Origin of the sequence: Oribacterium sp. C9 (assembly GCF_002007235.1) — a bacterium.
Taxonomy (GTDB): Bacteria; Bacillota; Clostridia; order Lachnospirales; family Lachnospiraceae; genus Oribacterium.
Map to the genome: position 1 here is coordinate 63,646 of NZ_MUHW01000005.1, position 17,583 is coordinate 81,228.

A 17,583-nucleotide genomic window follows, 5' to 3' on the forward strand; every position below is an offset into this window, starting at 1 on the left:
CAGGTCTTTTTTTGCGATGGCATTTGTCATACAATTTTATCTTTTCACCAACAATCCACTTGTTTTTGCCGACAAAATCAGTTAAAATAAACATTAGTAAATCGGTTAACCAAGTAAACAAGGAGATATAAAAAATCATGAGAATTGCTTTAATCAATGAGAACTCTCAGGCAGCAAAGAACGCCATGATCTACGGTTCTCTCAAGAAGGTTGCAGATGAGAAGGGCTACACTGTAGATAACTATGGCATGTATGCTGCCGAGGACGAGGCACAGCTCACATATGTTCAGAACGGAATACTGGCAGCCGTTCTTTTGAACAGCGGCGCTGCAGATTTCGTAGTAACAGGATGCGGAACAGGAGAGGGAGCCATGCTTGCACTCAACTCATTCCCTGGCGTCATCTGCGGACATGTTGAGGATGCACTTGATGCTTTCACATTTGCACAGATCAACGATGGTAATGCTGTAGCACTTCCTTTCGCACTGAAGTTCGGCTGGGGCGGAGACCTCAATCTCGTATACATCTTCGAGAAGCTCTTTTCACAGCCATTCGGAGGCGGATACCCACCAGAGAGACGTGAGCCTGAGCAGAGAAACAAGAAGATCCTCGATGAGGTTCGTAAACACACTCTGAGACAGGATCTGGTAGAGGTTCTCAAGGAGCTCGATCCTGAGCTCGTAAAGGGTGCTTTCAAGGGTGAGCATTTCAAGGAGCTTTTCTTCGCAAACTGCAAGGATGAGAAGATCGGAGCTTATATCAAGTCTCTTTTAGACTAAATTTAATGATGTATCCTTCTTAATCTACTGGGAGCCGGCAGAAATGCCGGTTCTTCTTTTGTTTAAGGAGCAACTGACATGAATTTGTAAGCCTGATGGCATTGCATACAATTTGCGGGAACTGTATAATCAACGATAAGACTGTAATAACCATTTTAGGCAGGAAGTAATGACAAAATATACAAGATACAATATAGATAAAACCCTTGATGCTCTGGATGACACCAAAGGAAAAGTAGGAAGACGTATAACATACTTTTTCCAGATGGCCATGATCATAGGAGCTCTGTCCGGCGGCATACTTGCAGCTGCGCTTGGATTCGGTATGTTTCAGGGCATCATAGATTCCGCGCCGAACATCAAGTCCATTCATATAGGGCCTACAGCCTATGCTTCAAAGGTTCTGGATACGGAGGGCCATGTAACAGCCACTCTCGTACAGGCCGGTTCCAACAGAGAGAGGGTAAGCTATGAGCAGGTTCCTAAGGACCTCATCAACGCATTTGTAGCCATAGAGGATGAGCGATTCTGGGAACATAACGGAATAGACATTAAATCCATACTCCGTGCGGTGCGAGGCGTAGTTTCCAGCAACAGCTCTGACGGAGGCGGATCTACCATCACCCAGCAGCTTATAAAGAACAATGTCTTCGGCGGCGGTTTAAACGAAGGAACCTTCCAGAAGTATGTCCGTAAGTTTCAGGAGCAGTATCTCGCACTGCAGCTGGAAAGCCAGCCGGATATCCCCAAGGAAGAATTAAAACAGAATATCATAACTGCATACCTGAACACCATTAACCTCGGAGCCAACACTCTGGGCGTAAAGGTTGCGGCAAGAAGATACTTTAATAAAGAAGTAAATACACTTACTCTTTCAGAATGCGCTGTAATCGCAGCCATCACGAAGAATCCTTCTGCCCTTAACCCCATCACCCATCCTGAAAAGAATGCTGACAGACGTGCTCAGGTTCTTTCCAACATGCTTAAGCAGGGCTACATCTCAAAAGAGCAGTATGATATGGCTATGGCGGATGATGTTTACTCCAGAATCAAGAATGTAGACATTCAGAAATCAGCAGAGATCGATGAGCCGTATTCTTACTTCGTGGATGAGCTCACCGAACAGGTAGTGGAGGAGCTTCAGACCCGTTTTGAGTACACAAAGGAAAAAGCCACGGAAATGCTTTATTCCGGAGGACTAACCATCTATTCGACTCAGGATCCTGCACTGCAGACCATAGTTGATGAAGAGGTCAACAATCCTGAAAATTATGATACGGCGAAATACTCCATAACCTGGAGATTCACAGTACGTCATGAAGACGGTACAATTGTCAACTACTCGGAGAGAGATCTGAGCCGCTATATAAAGGAAGTAAGAGGTATCTCTTTTAACGGACTTTACAAGTCTGAGGAAGCTGCCCAGACCTATATAAACGAGTATAAGGCGGAGCTTCTTACAGATACCGATGTGATACTTGGAGAAAAGTTTTTCACTACACTTGAGCCACAGGTTTCCTTCGTGCTCATGGACCAGCATACAGGTCAGGTAAAGGCCATCAGCGGAGGAAGAGGAGAAAAGCTGTTCTCACGTTCACTTAACCGTGCCACAAACACACCGAGACAGCCGGGATCTACCTTCAAGGTCATCTCAAGCTTCGCACCTGCCATAGATCTTTACGGAGCCACACTTGCTTCAAGCTACTATGACGGAAGCTATACCTTGGGTGAGAAGACCTTCAAAAACTGGTACAGCAAGGGCTATCTCGGATATCAGACCATAAGAGACGGTATCATTTATTCACTTAATATCATCGCTGTAAGATGTCTCATGGAGCAGCTGGATCCTCACAAGGGACGCCTCTATGCAGAGAACCTCGGTATCACCACTCTCGTGGATGACGACGAGAACCCGGCGCTTGCCCTCGGAGGACTTACTAACGGTGTGACCAACCTTGAACTTACTCAGGCATTTGCAACTATCGCAAACAGCGGTTCCTTCAATAAGGCAAAGTTCTTCACGAAGATACTGGATCAGGACGGAAATGTGCTTATCGACACAACTCTTGACGAGCCGAGACAGGCCATGAAGGAAACAACAGCATTCCTTCTTACAGACGCCATGAGTCAGTCAATGCTTCCGAACAGAGCATATGCCGCCACGATAAACGTAAATTCAACATCAACCAGAGCTCATTTTGACGGTATGAGCCTTGCCGGAAAGTCAGGAACCACCACAAAGGATGTTGATATCTGGTTCGTTGGATTTTCTCCATACTATACTGCCGGAGTATGGGGCGGCTGCGATGAAAACCAGCCCCTCATCGACAATGCAAGCGGAGAGTACAACGGAGGATCAGGCTTCCATAAAGACATATGGCGAAAGATAATGCAGAGAGTTCATGAGGGACTCCCTGATATAGGCTTCGATGAACCAGCCGGCATAGTGACCGCTCAGGTATGCAGAAAGTCAGGTAAGCTTCCTTCTTCAGGATGCTATCATGATTACCGTGGAAGTTCTGTTATAACAGAATACTTTGCTGAAGGAACAGAACCTAAGGATACCTGTGAAGTTCACTACAGCTGGGGTGGAATCAAGATACCTGATGGAGAAGACCACGGAACGGATGACAGCAGATACAGTTATGCTGATTATCAGGCAACGCTTATTCCTCAGAACATCCAGCCGATTATCCAGGACAACCCTGTCCCGTCTCAGCCGGAGACCTATGAATTCGGTCCTAGTGGTGTAGAAGCTCCGGTAGTCATAATCGGGTAAAGGCTTTCGATACAGAAACTGCCTCACAGAATCAGAGGCAGAGACATTGGCATAAAATAAAAAACACTTAAGCACCCATCTCAGATCGAGATGGGTGTAATTGGATAAAGCATGAGATATATAAAAGATTACGCAACAGGCGAATATGAAGAAAAGAAATCCCGTTTTATAGGAGAGATCTTTCCTATAAAATCAGAGGAGGAGGCTCAGGAGCATATAGCAGCTATAAGAAAGAAATATTATGATGCCCGCCATCACTGTTACGCATATGTTCTGGGAGACAACTATGAAACCATCAAGCAGTCTGATGACGGTGAACCCTCCCAGACAGCAGGTATGCCCATACTAAATGTTCTTAAGGGTCAGGAGATACACGATGCACTTATAGTGGTCACACGTTACTTCGGAGGAACACTTCTCGGAACCGGTGGACTGGTGAGAAGCTACACAAACGCCAGCAAGGCTGCAATCGACAATGCAGTAGTAATGGAGGCTGTGGAAGGCTTCAGGGCAAGTGCCGAGATCCCTTATACACTGGTTGGAAAAATAAAATATTTTACTGAAACGGAAGGCATAACCGAAGCTGAGGCAGAGTACGGAAACAACGTAAATATGACCTGGTTAGTTCCTCAGGATAAGCTTTCATCATTTCAAAATCAAATACAGGAAATGTCCGGTGGCAGTATTTCTCTTGCAATCGAGAAACACCGGTGGTATAATGCGTAGGATTTTTTTGAGTGTATGTACTCAAGGCGCATATTAAGCCCAGTCGCTAAAACTTATGCGCTCTGAAACTCAACTTTTCAGTTCGCATATTTTATGCGACTGGGTTTTATTCAATATACGAGGTACAAAAATGAAGCAGAAGAGAGAAAATATTCGTAACGTCGCAATCATCGCTCACGTTGACCATGGTAAAACCACACTTGTCGATGAGCTTTTAAAGCAGTCAGGTGTATTCCGTGACAACCAGGACGTAGGCATCCGTGTAATGGATTCCAATCCTCTGGAGCGAGAGAGAGGTATCACCATCCTTTCAAAGAACACAGCTGTTACTTACAAGGACACAAAGATCAACATCATCGATACTCCGGGTCACGCAGACTTCGGCGGAGAGGTAGAGCGTATCCTGAAGATGGTTGACGGTGCCATCCTCCTTGTTGACGCTTTCGAAGGTCCTATGCCTCAGACAAGATTCGTACTTCAAAAGGCTCTCGATCTCAGACTTCCGGTTATGTGCGTAATCAACAAGATCGATAAGCCACAGGCTCGTCCTACAGAGGTTGAGGATGAGGTTCTCGAGCTTATGATGGATCTCAATGCTTCCGACGAGCAGCTTGACTGCCCATTCCTTTACGCATCATCAAAGGAAGGCTTCGCAAAGGCAAAGCTTTCGGATGAGGCAAAGGATATGGAGCCTCTTTTCCAGGCTATCATTGACTATATTCCGGCTCCTGAAGGAGATGTTGAAGCTGACACTCAGATGCTCATTTCAACAATCGACTACAACGAGTTCGTAGGACGTATCGGTATCGGTAAGATCGAGAACGGTTCTCTCAAGCTCAATCAGGAGGCATTCGTAGTAAACCACCACGATGCATCAAAGAAGAGTAAGGTAAGAATCACTAAGCTTTATACCTTCGACGGACTCAGAAGAGTAGACGTTCAGGAGGCACAGTGCGGTGAGATCGTTGCTATCTCAGGTATCGAGGATCTCCATGTCGGTGATACTGTTATCACAGGTGATGCAGAGGCTATTCCATTCCAGAAGATTACTGAGCCTACCATCTCTATGGACTTCATCGTAAACGATTCTCCTCTTGCAGGTCAGGAAGGTAAGTTCGTTACATCAAGACATATCCGTGACCGTCTTATGAGAGAACTTCAGACAGACGTTTCTCTCCGTGTAGAGGAGACTGATTCAGCAGATACACTCAAGGTTTCAGGACGTGGTGAGCTTCACCTTTCAGTTCTTATCGAGACTATGCGTCGTGAAGGATTCGAGTTCGCTGTATCAAAGGCCGAGGTTATCTTCAAGACAAACGAGCAGGGCAAGAAGATGGAGCCTATGGAGATCGCTTACATCGATGTTCCTGATGAGTGCACAGGTACAGTTATTCAGAAACTCACACAGCGTAAGGGTGTTCTCAACGGAATGAGCCCTCTGGCTACAGGATACACACGTCTCGAGTTCGATATTCCTTCAAGAGGTCTCATCGGATACAGAGGCGAGTTCATGACAGATACAAAGGGTAACGGTATCCTCAATACCGAGTTCGACGGCTACGGCGAGTTCAGAGGTGAGCTTTCATATCGTCACCAAGGTTCACTCATTGCCTTCGAGAACGGTGAGGCTGTTACATACGGTCTTTTCCAGGCACAGGCAAGAGGTACTCTTTTCATCGGACCTGGTGAGAAGGTTTACTCAGGTATGGTCATCGGTCAGTCACCTAAATCCGAGGACATCGAGCTTAACGTATGTAAGACAAAGCACCTTACAAACACACGTACTTCATCATCAGACGAAGCGCTTAAGCTCACACCTAAGAAGATAATGTCTCTCGAGCAGTGCATCGACTTCATCGATACTGACGAGCTTCTCGAGGTAACTCCTGAGAACCTTCGTATCCGTAAGAAGATCCTCGATCCGACTCTCAGAAAGAGAGCAGGCATCGCAAGAAAGAACGGATAATGTCTTTCTTCATGGCATAAGCTGTCCGGGCCGTTTTAATTTCGGATCAATACTAAAACCGATTAAAAATACCTCAGGTTATGTCATAATAAGTAAAATGTATAACAGGCGGCAGATTTTCTGTCGCCTGTTTTTAAATCATATTGTATAATAGGTGAAGTTTAATGCTAAAACCATAAATAACGGAGGTTGTTATGGCCATATTTAAAGGGGCAGGAGTAGCTCTCATTACTCCATTTAATGAGGATGGATCTGTAAATTACGAGAAACTTACAGAACTCATAGAGGAACAGATCGCAGGGGGCACAGACGCCATCATTGCTTGCGGTACAACAGGTGAAGCATCAACCATGTCAGAGAAAGAGCACATGGATGTTGTTCGTTTCATCATTGATAAGGTAGCTCACCGCATACCTGTCATCGCCGGAACAGGAAGTAATTGTACAGCAACTGCTGTTGAGCTTTCAAAGCAGGCTGAGGAAGCAGGAGCTGACGGAGTCCTTCTCGTTACTCCATACTACAACAAGGCTACTCAGGAAGGTCTGATCAAGCATTTCACAACTATCGCAGAGGCTATCAGCATTCCTTGTATTCTTTACAATATCCCGTCCAGAACAGGTGTTACCATACAGCCTGAGACCATGGCATATCTTTACAAGAACGTAAAGAACATTGCAGGTGTAAAGGACGCAACAGGAAATATCGAAATGAGCACCAAGCTCATGACTCTCGTTGATGAGGATTTCGCACTTTATTCAGGTGACGATGACGAGGTGGTTCCACTTCTTGCACTCGGCGGATCCGGAGTTATTTCAGTACTCTCAAACATCGCTCCAAAACAGACTCACGATATCTGTGAGAAATGGTTCAACGGAGATATCAAGGGTTCTCTTGATGCACAGCTCAAGGCATTTCCGCTTATCAAGGCTCTTTTCGCAGAAGTAAATCCTATTCCTGTAAAGGCAGCTCTTAACCTTCAGGGTAAGAATGTAGGATCTCTTCGACTTCCTCTCACAGAGGCTTCTGACAAGACAAAGGCACTTCTTAAGGATGAAATGACAAAGTTCGGAGTTCTTTGATTCAGATCAAACGTTAATTTCAGCAGTGGTCAACAGGATCACTGCTGTTTTTGTAAAGGAAAGGAATGAATATATGACAAAGGTATTATTATTCGGTGCCATGGGTGTTATGTGTAAGAACGTCGCAAATTGCGCAAAGTCTATGGATGACATTGAAATAGTGGCAGGAATAGACAGGGAAGATCACCTTGATGATCCTTCTATTGGATTCCCAGTATATGACAGTTTCGATAAGGTGACAGAAGAGTTTGATGTGATCATAGATTTCTCGGTTGCCCTTGCCATAGACAAGCTTTTGGATTATGTGGAGAAGACCGGCAAGGCATGTGTTCAGTGCACAACAGGTCTAAATGATGCTCAGCTTGAAAGAGTGAAGGAAATTTCAAAGAAGGCTCCAATTCTCAGAAGTGCAAATATGTCCATCGGTGTAAACCTTCTTTTAGAACTTGTAAAGACAGCCGCGCAGAAGCTTTACGAGAGAGGCTTCGATATAGATATCGTAGAGCAGCACCACAGAAGAAAGGCTGATGCTCCTTCAGGTACAGCTTTAGCACTGGCAGATGCCGTAAACGAAGCTCTCGACAACAAGCTTGATTATGTTTACGATCGTTCTGACCGTCGCCAGCCGCGACCTCATGAAGAAATCGGTATCAGTGCTGTTAGAGGCGGAACCATCGCAGGAGTTCATGACATAATCTTTGCCGGTGAAGACGAAGTCATCACATTTAATCATACAGCTTACTCCAGAAACATTTTCGCAAACGGAGCACTCAATGCCGCAAAGTTCCTTAACAGTAAGGAAGCAGGACTATATTCCATGCAGGATGTTCTTCGATAACAGAATCACAAAAGCAGTCACTCTGTGACTGCTTATTTTTGTATAAATCAGATATGAACCAGTATTCATTTTAAGTATCATTTGTAATGTTTATATAGTTTTAGTCGATAGTGGTGTTATAATTATTTATAAAGAATTTTTACGGACGAAAACTTGTTTATCTTATAGAAGAAACAGGACTTGTTATATCAGTTTATTACTTTCTATAGATTAGAGGCATAGACATGTTCTTTTCGAATATATTATTTGTAATATTCTTTTTGCCCACAGCACTTTTTTTATATCATATCTTACGTTCCCATAGTGCTGCACAAAAAGCGACTTTACTTATTCTTAATATCATATTTTACTCCATGGGAGGAAATACTCCGCATTTAATTCTCCTTTTGGGGCTTATCTTCTTTGACTATTTATCCGGTATCCTCTTGGGACTCATCATTAACAGGCCTAAAGTTCGTTATTCAAGGCTGTTCCTGTATTTCATAATCATATTTCACTTAGCAGTACTAGTTCCTTTTAAATATCTGGATTTTATTATCGAACTCTATAACAATATTTTCGATAATAAACTTATCATGCCATTCACCTTAACCGTTCCGTTAGGCATATCCTTTTATACTCTTAGAGCCATATCGTATCATGTGGATGTGTACAGAAAAGATACAGTTGCCTGTAAAAATCCCATTGATCTTGCGGTATACATAACATTCTTCCCGCAGCTTCTTACAGGTCCCCTTGTAAGCTACACCGAGTTCTGTGAAGAATTCAAATCAAGAAAGATAGACAGAGATATTTTTTATAAGAGTTTTGAAAGATTCGCCATAGGTCTCATCAAGGTTGTACTCATAGCACGTAATCTTTCTCATGTTTCCGACAATATCTTTATGGTTACAACCTACGGCAATACTTCAATACCTGTTCCTGTGCTTGTAAGCTGGCTGGGGGCTGCCACCTGTACTCTTCAGTTTTACTATGAATTCACAGGATTTTCCGATATGTCCATAGGATTATGCGGACTTTTAGGATTTGAATGTAAAGAAAACTACGATCATCCTTTGCTTGCGACATCCATTACATCATTCTGCGCAAAATTCAATATAAGTCTCAGACTATGGTTTGAAAAATATGCTTTTAAGAAATCCTCTGCGAAAGATATACCGAATGAGGACCAGCAGGTTTCAAAAATTGCACTGATCTGGCTCCTGACAGGTCTATGGTTCGGAAGCGGCTGGAACTATCTCTGGTGGGCAGTGATCATTATCACTGCTCTGGTTCTTGAGATGATTATGCAAATAAAAGATCAGTCGGATAAAATGCTGCAAAGGCACATTTACGTGCTTTCATTTTCTGTATTCTTTATGCTGCTGCTAAGATTTGACAGTGCAGACCAAATGCGGGTATTCCTGTCATATATGTTCGGGTTGGGAGGTAATTCTTTTTATTCCTCAAGGTTTGTCATGTTTATAAGTGAATATAAACTAACCATGGCCTCTTCTTTAGTATGTATTTTACTTTCATCAACCCCATTTAAAAGTTTTATGGAACATGCCGTCAGTGAGAAAGAACGAAACAGAATGATTAGTCTAAACTATCTTCTTATTATAGCACTGTATTTTTTCTCCCTTGTGGCACTGACAAGAGGCTATTACAAGCCAAGATTTTTTCTGAATCTTTGATATGAAAAATAACAAAAAATCGCCTTCCAGAATCCTTATCATAGTGACGTTGATGGCTTTTATTGCAGGAATATGTTTTACATTAAATAACATTCCTTTGCAAAATATAAACAGTACCACCTTCTATGAAGTCTTATATAAGGATGATATGTTGACCGGATTTCATTCTTTCCTTTATCGGCTGCTGGGAAAGAATGAAATAAACAATTTCAGTGTTGTAAGAGACAAAGACGGGTATTTGTATCATGCCAATTTTTGGAATAATACAGATATCAGTATGAAGGACGCAGCTCAAAAGATACGTGCCCTACAGGATATCTTCAGAAATGAAGAAACCGGAGAAGTCGGAACCAAAGTCGTAGTACTAATGTTTCCGTCCAAATATGATAAACAAAGAAGCAGGGGTTACGAAGGACTGCCTTATCCGGATATGAACGAATATGCAGATGATCTTTTGCAGTATCTGAGAAGATACAGTGTTGACTATATAGATTACAGAAAGTGGCTGAAAGACAGCGGAAGAAGTTCCGCAGATATGTTTTATCTTTCAGATTCTCACTGGAAAGTCAATACTGCCTTTTATGCCACAGTATATCTCGCCGAATATATAAAATATAGGTATGGACTGGACCTGGATCCGGATCATATATATCTTAATTCAGATAATTATTTACGAACCCTGTATGAAGAACTTTTTTACGGTGATTATGCACTGAAAACCGAGCGTTATCATACAAAGGCCGACAGTTACGAACTTATAATTCCGGGATTTGATACGGATTTTAGTACTGTTTCTGAAAGTCCCGGAGGAAGGATAGTCCGTGAGCAGGGGCTTTTTTCCGAGGTCCTGACTACAAGACGATACATAAATGAAAAAAATGAATACGAAAAGGAAGTATACAAAACATACCTTGGTTCCCTTCATGCCAGGTTTCATATAGAAAATCTGCTTAACCCCGAAGGACCGAAGTTCCTTTTTATGTGGAACGTATGGTCTCCCGAAGTAGCTGCATTCACATCAAGTATGGCGGGAACAGTTGATAGTCTGAACATTGAGTATATGGATGATGCGAGGATAAAAAAGGAACTTTCGGAAAATACTTACGATTATATATTCATAGGCTTACATCCGGATTCCCTTGACATCAAGCATTTTCCTTATGATTTTAAAACAAAGGAAAGGCAGGATAATAATGAGTGAACTTTCCGTCGCACGTACTGAACGAAAATTTGTTATAGGCAAGTATCAGGCTGAAAAAATATTCAACAGACTGCTTAAGGCTCTTCCCGGGGATCCTTTTTCGGGAAATGATCCTTATTATGTCAGATCCTTGTATTTCGATTCTTATTATAATGATGATTACTTCGATAAAATGGACGGCATTAAAAACAGAAAGAAAATACGAATAAGGATCTACAACGGAAGTGCAGATGTTATAAAACTTGAGCTTAAACAAAAATCCGGTGATGCCCAGAACAAAAAGTCATTCACCATAACAAAGCAGCAGGCTCTCAATATGACTTCCGGAAGATTCAGCTTTCTCCTTGATACAGGAAATCCTGACATGGAGCAAATTTACTACATCATGATGAAGGAAGTCTACAGACCAAAATGTCTCATAGAATATGAGAGAAGAGCCTTTGCAGTACCCACAAACGATATCCGTATAACCTTTGACACGGATATCCGTACATCGGAAGGGAACCTGGATCTGTTTACAGACAGAAACTATTTCCGGCCTGCAGATACAAGTGATCTGGTGGTACTGGAGGTGAAATATAATCATTTTCTTTTAAGTTATATCAAGGACCTTCTTGCCATGGATTACATTGACGAACGGTCTTACAGCAAGTATATAGCCGGAAGGATACAGCTCTTTTAGTCAGAGGAGGATAAACCATGAAACAAGACTTATACAAGTATCTTATTGCCAATGCAGGAAATATGACTGTAGAAGAGATAGCAACCTGTTTTCTGGCTTCTGTGGTCATAGGAGCTGTCATCTTCATATCCTACAGATTTTCACATTCCAACACAGTTTACAGTGCAAAGTTCAATGTCTCGCTAATGATGCTCACATCTGTCACCACACTCATCATGTCGGTAATAGGCAATAACGTTGCCCTGTCTCTTGGAATGGTAGGCGCCCTTTCCATCGTTCGTTTCAGAACAGCAATCAAGGATCCCAGGGACACTGTCTACATATTTTGGTGTGTGGCGGCAGGTGTATGCTGCGGAATACAGGATTTTACAGTTGTAGCCATAGGAAGTGCAACTATATTCCTGATAATGCTTCTTCTTGGAAACGTAAGAAATAATGAAAAATACCTTATCATAATCCGCGGAAATCAGGATTCGGAAGAAAAAGCCAATAACCTTATGGTTGATACATACAGAAACAAGATCTCGTTAAGAGTAGCCAATGTAACCCATAAAGACATGGAACTTATATATGAAATAAGTGAAAGTACCCTTAGAAAAGCCGGAAAGAAAAATCCCGGTTTCGATATCAGAGCAGGTCTTATGGAAATTGAAGGTGTTGATAGTGTGAATTTGGTGTGTCAGAATGACGAAATTACTAGGTGATAAAAAATTAAATACAAGTATGCCTGCCCTTTTATTTGTTGTGCTGATACTTGCTTTGTTTGTTCATTTTTTTTATTCCCTGAGAGCAGACGAAGAACTTAAAAAATACAATTTCCAGCACCTAAATGACAAGGATGCGGATCCCGAAATCGGTCCCACAGAAATTCCTGAGGGCGGTATCATTGATCCGGAAACATTCATAACCCACCTTCCTCTTGTAGTCATAGATACAAACGGTGTGGAAGTACCTAATATCTATAAAAGTATAGATGATAATCAGACAAGAGGTTACGCTGATCCGGAGGTTACAGATCCTTATATACCTGTTCATATGTATCTCGTGAATAATGAAAAGGGCGGAAACAGGATAACAGATACCCCCGGTTTCAAAAATACGGGCAAAATAAAAATGAGAGGTAATTCCTCCAGACATTTTGAGAAGAAACAGTATAAAATAAAGCTTCTTGACTCAAAAGGAAATGAACTGGAAGCTCCGCTTCTCGGAATGGAAGCCGACGAGGACTGGATACTCTGCAACAGCATACTGGACGCAAGTTATATACGAAGTTACCTTGCCATGAATCTGGGGGGAATAGTCATGCCATTTACTCCGGAGGTGAGGTTCTGTGAACTTGTGTACAGAAACGGAAAAAGTTATGAATATAAGGGGCTTTATCTCCTGATGGAATCCATAAAAAAAGGGAAGGGCAGGGTAAATATAGCAACTTATAAAGGAAATCCCGGCCGTCTCAGCTATATAGTGGACAGAGACCGCTATGATACCACCGCAAAGATGCTTTCAACCTATGCCTCAGACACACAACTATGTTACGGTTGGTTTGACCTTCGTTATCCCAAAAACGAACTGGCCGATGAAGCTACAGTACATGCCATAGAAAAAGAAATCTCGGAAATTGAAAAGGTGCTTTATTCCGACGATCCTGATATGTTCAAAAACTATGTAGGCATGATAAATGTTGACAGTTTCATTGATTACATGGTTGTAAATGAATTTCTGATGAACTATGACGCCGGAGAGCATTCCACCTATTATTACAAAGACAGGTCCCACAGATTTTCGGCAGGTCCCATATGGGACTATGACAACTGCCTTGATAACTATAAAAATGCTGTAGCCGGCATATCATGGATGGTTTTTCCAAGTCATCCATGGTACGAAAGACTTACCCGTGATCCGGATTTTAACCAAAAAGTGGCAAAAAGATATCACACACTCAGAAAAACTGTTTTCTCAGACAGATTTGTAAAAGAATTTGTAAAAGGCACCACAGAATATCTTGGCCATGCCATCGACCGGGAAAGCAGTCGCTGGGGCGAGGTATATAACGAAAACCATGTGTTAAAAAGCGGAGAAGGAGATGACGGATTCATCATTTACAGAGCAAGGGATCGTTACAACGAAGAGATAACCCGTCTTATAGATGTACAGCAGCTTCATGCAAAATGGCTGGATGCCCATATCGAAGACTTCCTCAGCGAATACGAAGAAAAAAACGAGAAAAAATCAGGAAATGCTCTCTATTCTGCTTTGGCGGTTATCATGATAGTGTCCTTCTTTACATCCATTATTTACGTCAACAGAATAAAAAACGGAACGATTAAATAAATATGAATATCAAAAAACGACTGTTAAATCTAACATCGGTAATAGGTGCCATACTGCTTATAGTCTATATACTGTGGCGTGCCTTCTTTACCATACCCATGCCCGGCACTTACGGATGGATCGCTTTCATTGCAGGTGTCGCTCTTTTGGTGTCGGAAGCTCTGTCCATATTTGAAGCAGTCATGAGCTACATCGATCTGAATCTGGAGTTTCAGCCTGAGATGCCGGTAATAGATGATGATATGTACCCGGAAGTTGATGTAATGATTGCCACTCACAATGAAGATGTGGATCTTCTGTTTACCACCGCAAATGCCTGTCGTATGCTGAAATATCCGGACAAAAGCAAGGTTCATGTATGGATATGTGATGACAATAACAGACCGGAGATGAAGGCTCTCGCAGATTCACTGAAAGTGGGCTATATGGGCTTAAGCGGTAATAAGCTTGCAAAAGCCGGTAATCTGAACAATGCTATTCAAAAAACTCATGCTCCGCTCATAGCCACTTTTGATGCGGACATGATTCCAAACAGTGAATTTCTTATGGAGACGGTTCCTTACTTCTTTCTTCCTGTAATGAAAAAAGATGAAAATGGCAAATGGATCCGGAAAAGCGAAGAAGAAATTGACAAGAAGGAAAAGATCGGTTTTATCCAGACACCACAGAGCTTTTACAATTCCGACCTTTTTCAATATAACCTGTACAGTTCAGGAAATATACCAAACGAGCAGGACTACTTTTTCAGACAGGTCAATATCGGAAAGAACAGAAACAATTCTCCCATTTATGCCGGTTCAAATACAGTCATTTCAAGGGAGGCTCTTGAGTCGGTGGGAGGCATTGCAACAGGAACCATAACTGAAGATTTTGAAACAGGTCTTTTAATTGAAGGAAACGGCTACAGATGTTATGCCCTGGACAAACTTCTGGCAAAGGGTCTTTCGCCCATTTCCATACCGGCACTTATGAAACAAAGAGAACGATGGGCCAGAGGATGTGTTTTTTCCTTAAGACGTGTCCGTATCATGTTGAACCCAAAATTCAACTTTTCCTTAAAACTCAGTTACATCGCCTGCGGTCTGTACTGGATGAGCTTTGCCAGAAGAATGGTTTATATCATCTCACCACTTCTGTTCAGTATATTCAGGATTCCTGTTGTTATTTGTACGCTCAAGGAGCTGCTATTTATATGGCTGCCTTCTTATGCCGTATATTCCTATACACTAAAAAAAATATCCGGAGAGATACGAAACACAAGATGGAGCAATACGGTAGATACAATTTTATTTCCATATCTCATCATTCCCATATTTAAAGAACTTATAGGAATACGAAAAAAAGAATTTTCCGTTACAAATAAATCCAGATCAAAGATAGAAAAATCCTGCACATACATGGCGGCACCGCATATAGTCCTTCTTGTATTCTCGGTAATAGGACTGTTTATGTCCTGCCTTGATCTGATTCAGTATCATTCCATGGGAACACTTATTGTGATCTACTGGATATTTCAAAATGCTTTCAATCTACTTATGGCTGTATTTTTCATGACAGGAAGAAATAATGTCCGCATGTCCGAACGACTCACAGTAAACCTTCCAGTGGATATCAAGTTTGATGGAAGAAGCTATAAAGGAACAGTGGTGGACATATCTGAAGGAGGACTAGCATTTATATTGAACGAAGCAGTTTATTTTCCTCATAATAAGGGAGACATGGCTACATTTGTGATAACAGACAGAAACTATAAAGCTGAAGTAAAGGGCAGAACCGTGGCTGTTAAGGAAGTCAATCGGGAAAAAAGCTGCTGGAAATACTGTGTGATCGTAGAGGAGATGGATTTTGAAAACAAGGAACAATACAACCAGATAGTATATGACAGAGAACATACATTGCCGAAAAAGCTTAGTGCCAGAAGCAATTATGTTGGAGATATAATGAGAAATCTGGATGAAAGAATCAACACTAAAAAGGTGATTCAGCCCAGAGCTACAGCAAGGATCAATGTTAATGAACTAACTACCAGCAGTAACGGACTTAACATCATTATCAAAGACTTTAATTTTGAGTATATGAGGCTTGAATTTCCTACTTTACTTACGGATAAGCAAAAAAAGGGAAAACGAGAAGATCTTCCTGAGTCTCTTACCATTTTTCCTAACGAAGCTTATGAAATGAAATTGGTTCAAAGCGGATTTAACCAGTATATTTACAGAATAGATAATTTCAAAGAGCTTGAAAGAACCAATAGTTGGCAGGTAAAAATAGATCAATGGGAGAATCAATGAGAAAAAAAATCAGCATACTACTGGCTTCATTCATCATTTTTATACTTCTTATCTGTTTCTCGGGATGTGGAGTCATTGGTCACAGGATGGATGAATATCTAATGCTCGAAAGAATGGGAAACGGCATAAATCTAGGTAATTCTTTAGAGTGTGTTGCACGGGAATATAAGCATAAATTAAGAACCGTTAATGATTATGAAACCTACTGGCATAATCCGGAAATTACCGACGAATGGTTCGTATCCGTAAAGGATTGCGGGTTCAGCACGGTACGGATTCCTGTAAGCTGGGGGGAACATCTTGATTCAGAGGGAGACATTGACCCTGAATGGATGAATCGTGTTAAAGAGGTAGTGGATATGGCTCTTTCTCATGATTTGTATGTCATAATCGATACACACCATGAGGACTGGCTGATCCCCACCTATGAAAGACAACAGGAAGTCGCACAGAAACTTAAAAAACTTTGGGAGCAGATAGCTCAGGAATTCAGGGATTACGATATACAACTATTGTTTGAAGGAATGAATGAACCAAGACTCAGAGGATCTTCTCTAGAGTGGACCGAAGGTACTGAAGAAAGCAGAAGTGTTATTAATTATCTTAATACTGTTTTCATTGAAACTGTTCGAGACTCCGGTGGGAAGAACAGCGAACGTTATCTCCTCATAACTGATTATGCCGGTTCTTCAGGCAGAGAGGCACTAAGCGGGCTGGAATATCCTGATTATGACAATATAATCGTTTCCATACACTGCTACCTTCCCCATAGGTTTACAAGTGATGATTCCGGAGAAGTAAAATGGGACAGAACTTCTCCTGAGGACACCGAAGTCATACAGCGATTTAAAAATGATCTCTTAGAGCTGTTCATGAAAGAAGGTATCCCTGTTCTCATTACAGAGTATGGCTGTTCGGAAAAGAAATCCGGTAATGGAAGATCAGAGTGGACAAAATATTTCACTGAAGAAATGAGTAAAATTCATATTCATTCCATTTGGTGGGACAATGGTGGAAAGTACAGGCTTATAGACAGACAAACTAATGAAATAACAGATAGGGAAGTGACGGATTTGATAAATGATTCGGTTAAAACTGTTTCGACAAATGAAGTATTTGTGAACCCGGATGGTAAAAGCATTCGACAGCAGAGAAAAAATGTTATATAGTTCTAGTTGCTGTGGTCTTTTTTTGCTTTAGTCTTAGGATTGGACCGGGCATTTGATCACAGATAA

The 17,583-nt window shown here is 41.8% G+C and carries 13 protein-coding genes; all 13 read left to right on the forward strand.

What is annotated here, in order from left to right; translation table 11 throughout:
* Nucleotides 1-137: 137 nt before the first annotated feature.
* The 13 genes from BXO88_RS04750 to BXO88_RS04810 all read left to right on the forward strand — a co-directional run bounded on the left by BXO88_RS04750 (nt 138) and on the right by BXO88_RS04810 (nt 17,517).
* Nucleotides 138-779, forward strand: coding sequence for an RpiB/LacA/LacB family sugar-phosphate isomerase (locus tag BXO88_RS04750; RefSeq protein ID WP_078036612.1), 642 nt, complete (start codon nt 138-140; stop codon nt 777-779).
* Between the two features lie 169 nt (nt 780-948).
* Nucleotides 949-3,558: a transglycosylase domain-containing protein gene (locus tag BXO88_RS04755; RefSeq protein ID WP_078036613.1), complete on the forward strand. Its 2,610-nt coding sequence runs from the start codon at nt 949-951 to the stop codon at nt 3,556-3,558.
* Nucleotides 3,559-3,669: 111 nt separating this feature from the next.
* Nucleotides 3,670-4,284: a YigZ family protein gene (locus tag BXO88_RS04760; RefSeq protein ID WP_078036614.1), complete on the forward strand. Its 615-nt coding sequence runs from the start codon at nt 3,670-3,672 to the stop codon at nt 4,282-4,284.
* A gap of 130 nt (nt 4,285-4,414) precedes the next feature.
* Nucleotides 4,415-6,250 carry a translational GTPase TypA gene (gene typA, locus BXO88_RS04765; RefSeq protein WP_044993928.1) on the forward strand — a complete coding sequence of 612 codons (1,836 nt, stop codon included), beginning with the start codon at nt 4,415-4,417 and terminating at the stop codon, nt 6,248-6,250.
* A 194-nt stretch (nt 6,251-6,444) separates the two neighbouring features.
* Complete coding sequence (gene dapA / locus BXO88_RS04770) at nt 6,445-7,329, forward strand: 4-hydroxy-tetrahydrodipicolinate synthase (RefSeq protein WP_078036615.1); 885 nt, start codon at nt 6,445-6,447, stop codon at nt 7,327-7,329.
* Between the two features lie 73 nt (nt 7,330-7,402).
* On the forward strand, nt 7,403-8,167 hold the full coding sequence (gene dapB, locus BXO88_RS04775) for a 4-hydroxy-tetrahydrodipicolinate reductase (RefSeq protein WP_078036682.1): 765 nt from the start codon (nt 7,403-7,405) through the stop codon (nt 8,165-8,167).
* Nucleotides 8,168-8,814: 647 nt separating this feature from the next.
* Nucleotides 8,815-9,843, forward strand: a complete 1,029-nt coding sequence (locus BXO88_RS04780; RefSeq protein WP_168171619.1) for an MBOAT family O-acyltransferase — start codon at nt 8,815-8,817, stop codon at nt 9,841-9,843.
* Nucleotides 9,844-9,991: 148 nt separating this feature from the next.
* Entirely contained in the window at nt 9,992-11,044 is a 1,053-nt protein-coding gene (locus BXO88_RS04785) for an alginate O-acetyltransferase AlgX-related protein (protein WP_168171620.1), read from the forward strand.
* Nucleotides 11,037-11,726 carry a polyphosphate polymerase domain-containing protein gene (locus tag BXO88_RS04790; protein WP_168171621.1) on the forward strand — a complete coding sequence of 230 codons (690 nt, stop codon included), beginning with the start codon at nt 11,037-11,039 and terminating at the stop codon, nt 11,724-11,726. Before BXO88_RS04785 ends, BXO88_RS04790 begins: the two co-directional genes overlap by 8 nt.
* A 17-nt stretch (nt 11,727-11,743) precedes the next feature.
* Complete coding sequence (locus BXO88_RS04795) at nt 11,744-12,430, forward strand: DUF4956 domain-containing protein (protein ID WP_078036619.1); 687 nt, start codon at nt 11,744-11,746, stop codon at nt 12,428-12,430.
* Complete coding sequence (locus BXO88_RS04800) at nt 12,411-14,057, forward strand: CotH kinase family protein (protein ID WP_078036620.1); 1,647 nt, start codon at nt 12,411-12,413, stop codon at nt 14,055-14,057. Before BXO88_RS04795 ends, BXO88_RS04800 begins: the two co-directional genes overlap by 20 nt.
* A 2-nt stretch (nt 14,058-14,059) precedes the next feature.
* Nucleotides 14,060-16,348 carry a glycosyltransferase family 2 protein gene (locus BXO88_RS04805; protein ID WP_078036621.1) on the forward strand — a complete coding sequence of 763 codons (2,289 nt, stop codon included), beginning with the start codon at nt 14,060-14,062 and terminating at the stop codon, nt 16,346-16,348.
* Nucleotides 16,345-17,517 carry a glycoside hydrolase family 5 protein gene (locus BXO88_RS04810; protein ID WP_168171622.1) on the forward strand — a complete coding sequence of 391 codons (1,173 nt, stop codon included), beginning with the start codon at nt 16,345-16,347 and terminating at the stop codon, nt 17,515-17,517. The genes BXO88_RS04805 and BXO88_RS04810 overlap by 4 nt, the downstream gene beginning before the upstream one ends.
* Nucleotides 17,518-17,583 lie beyond the last annotated feature (66 nt).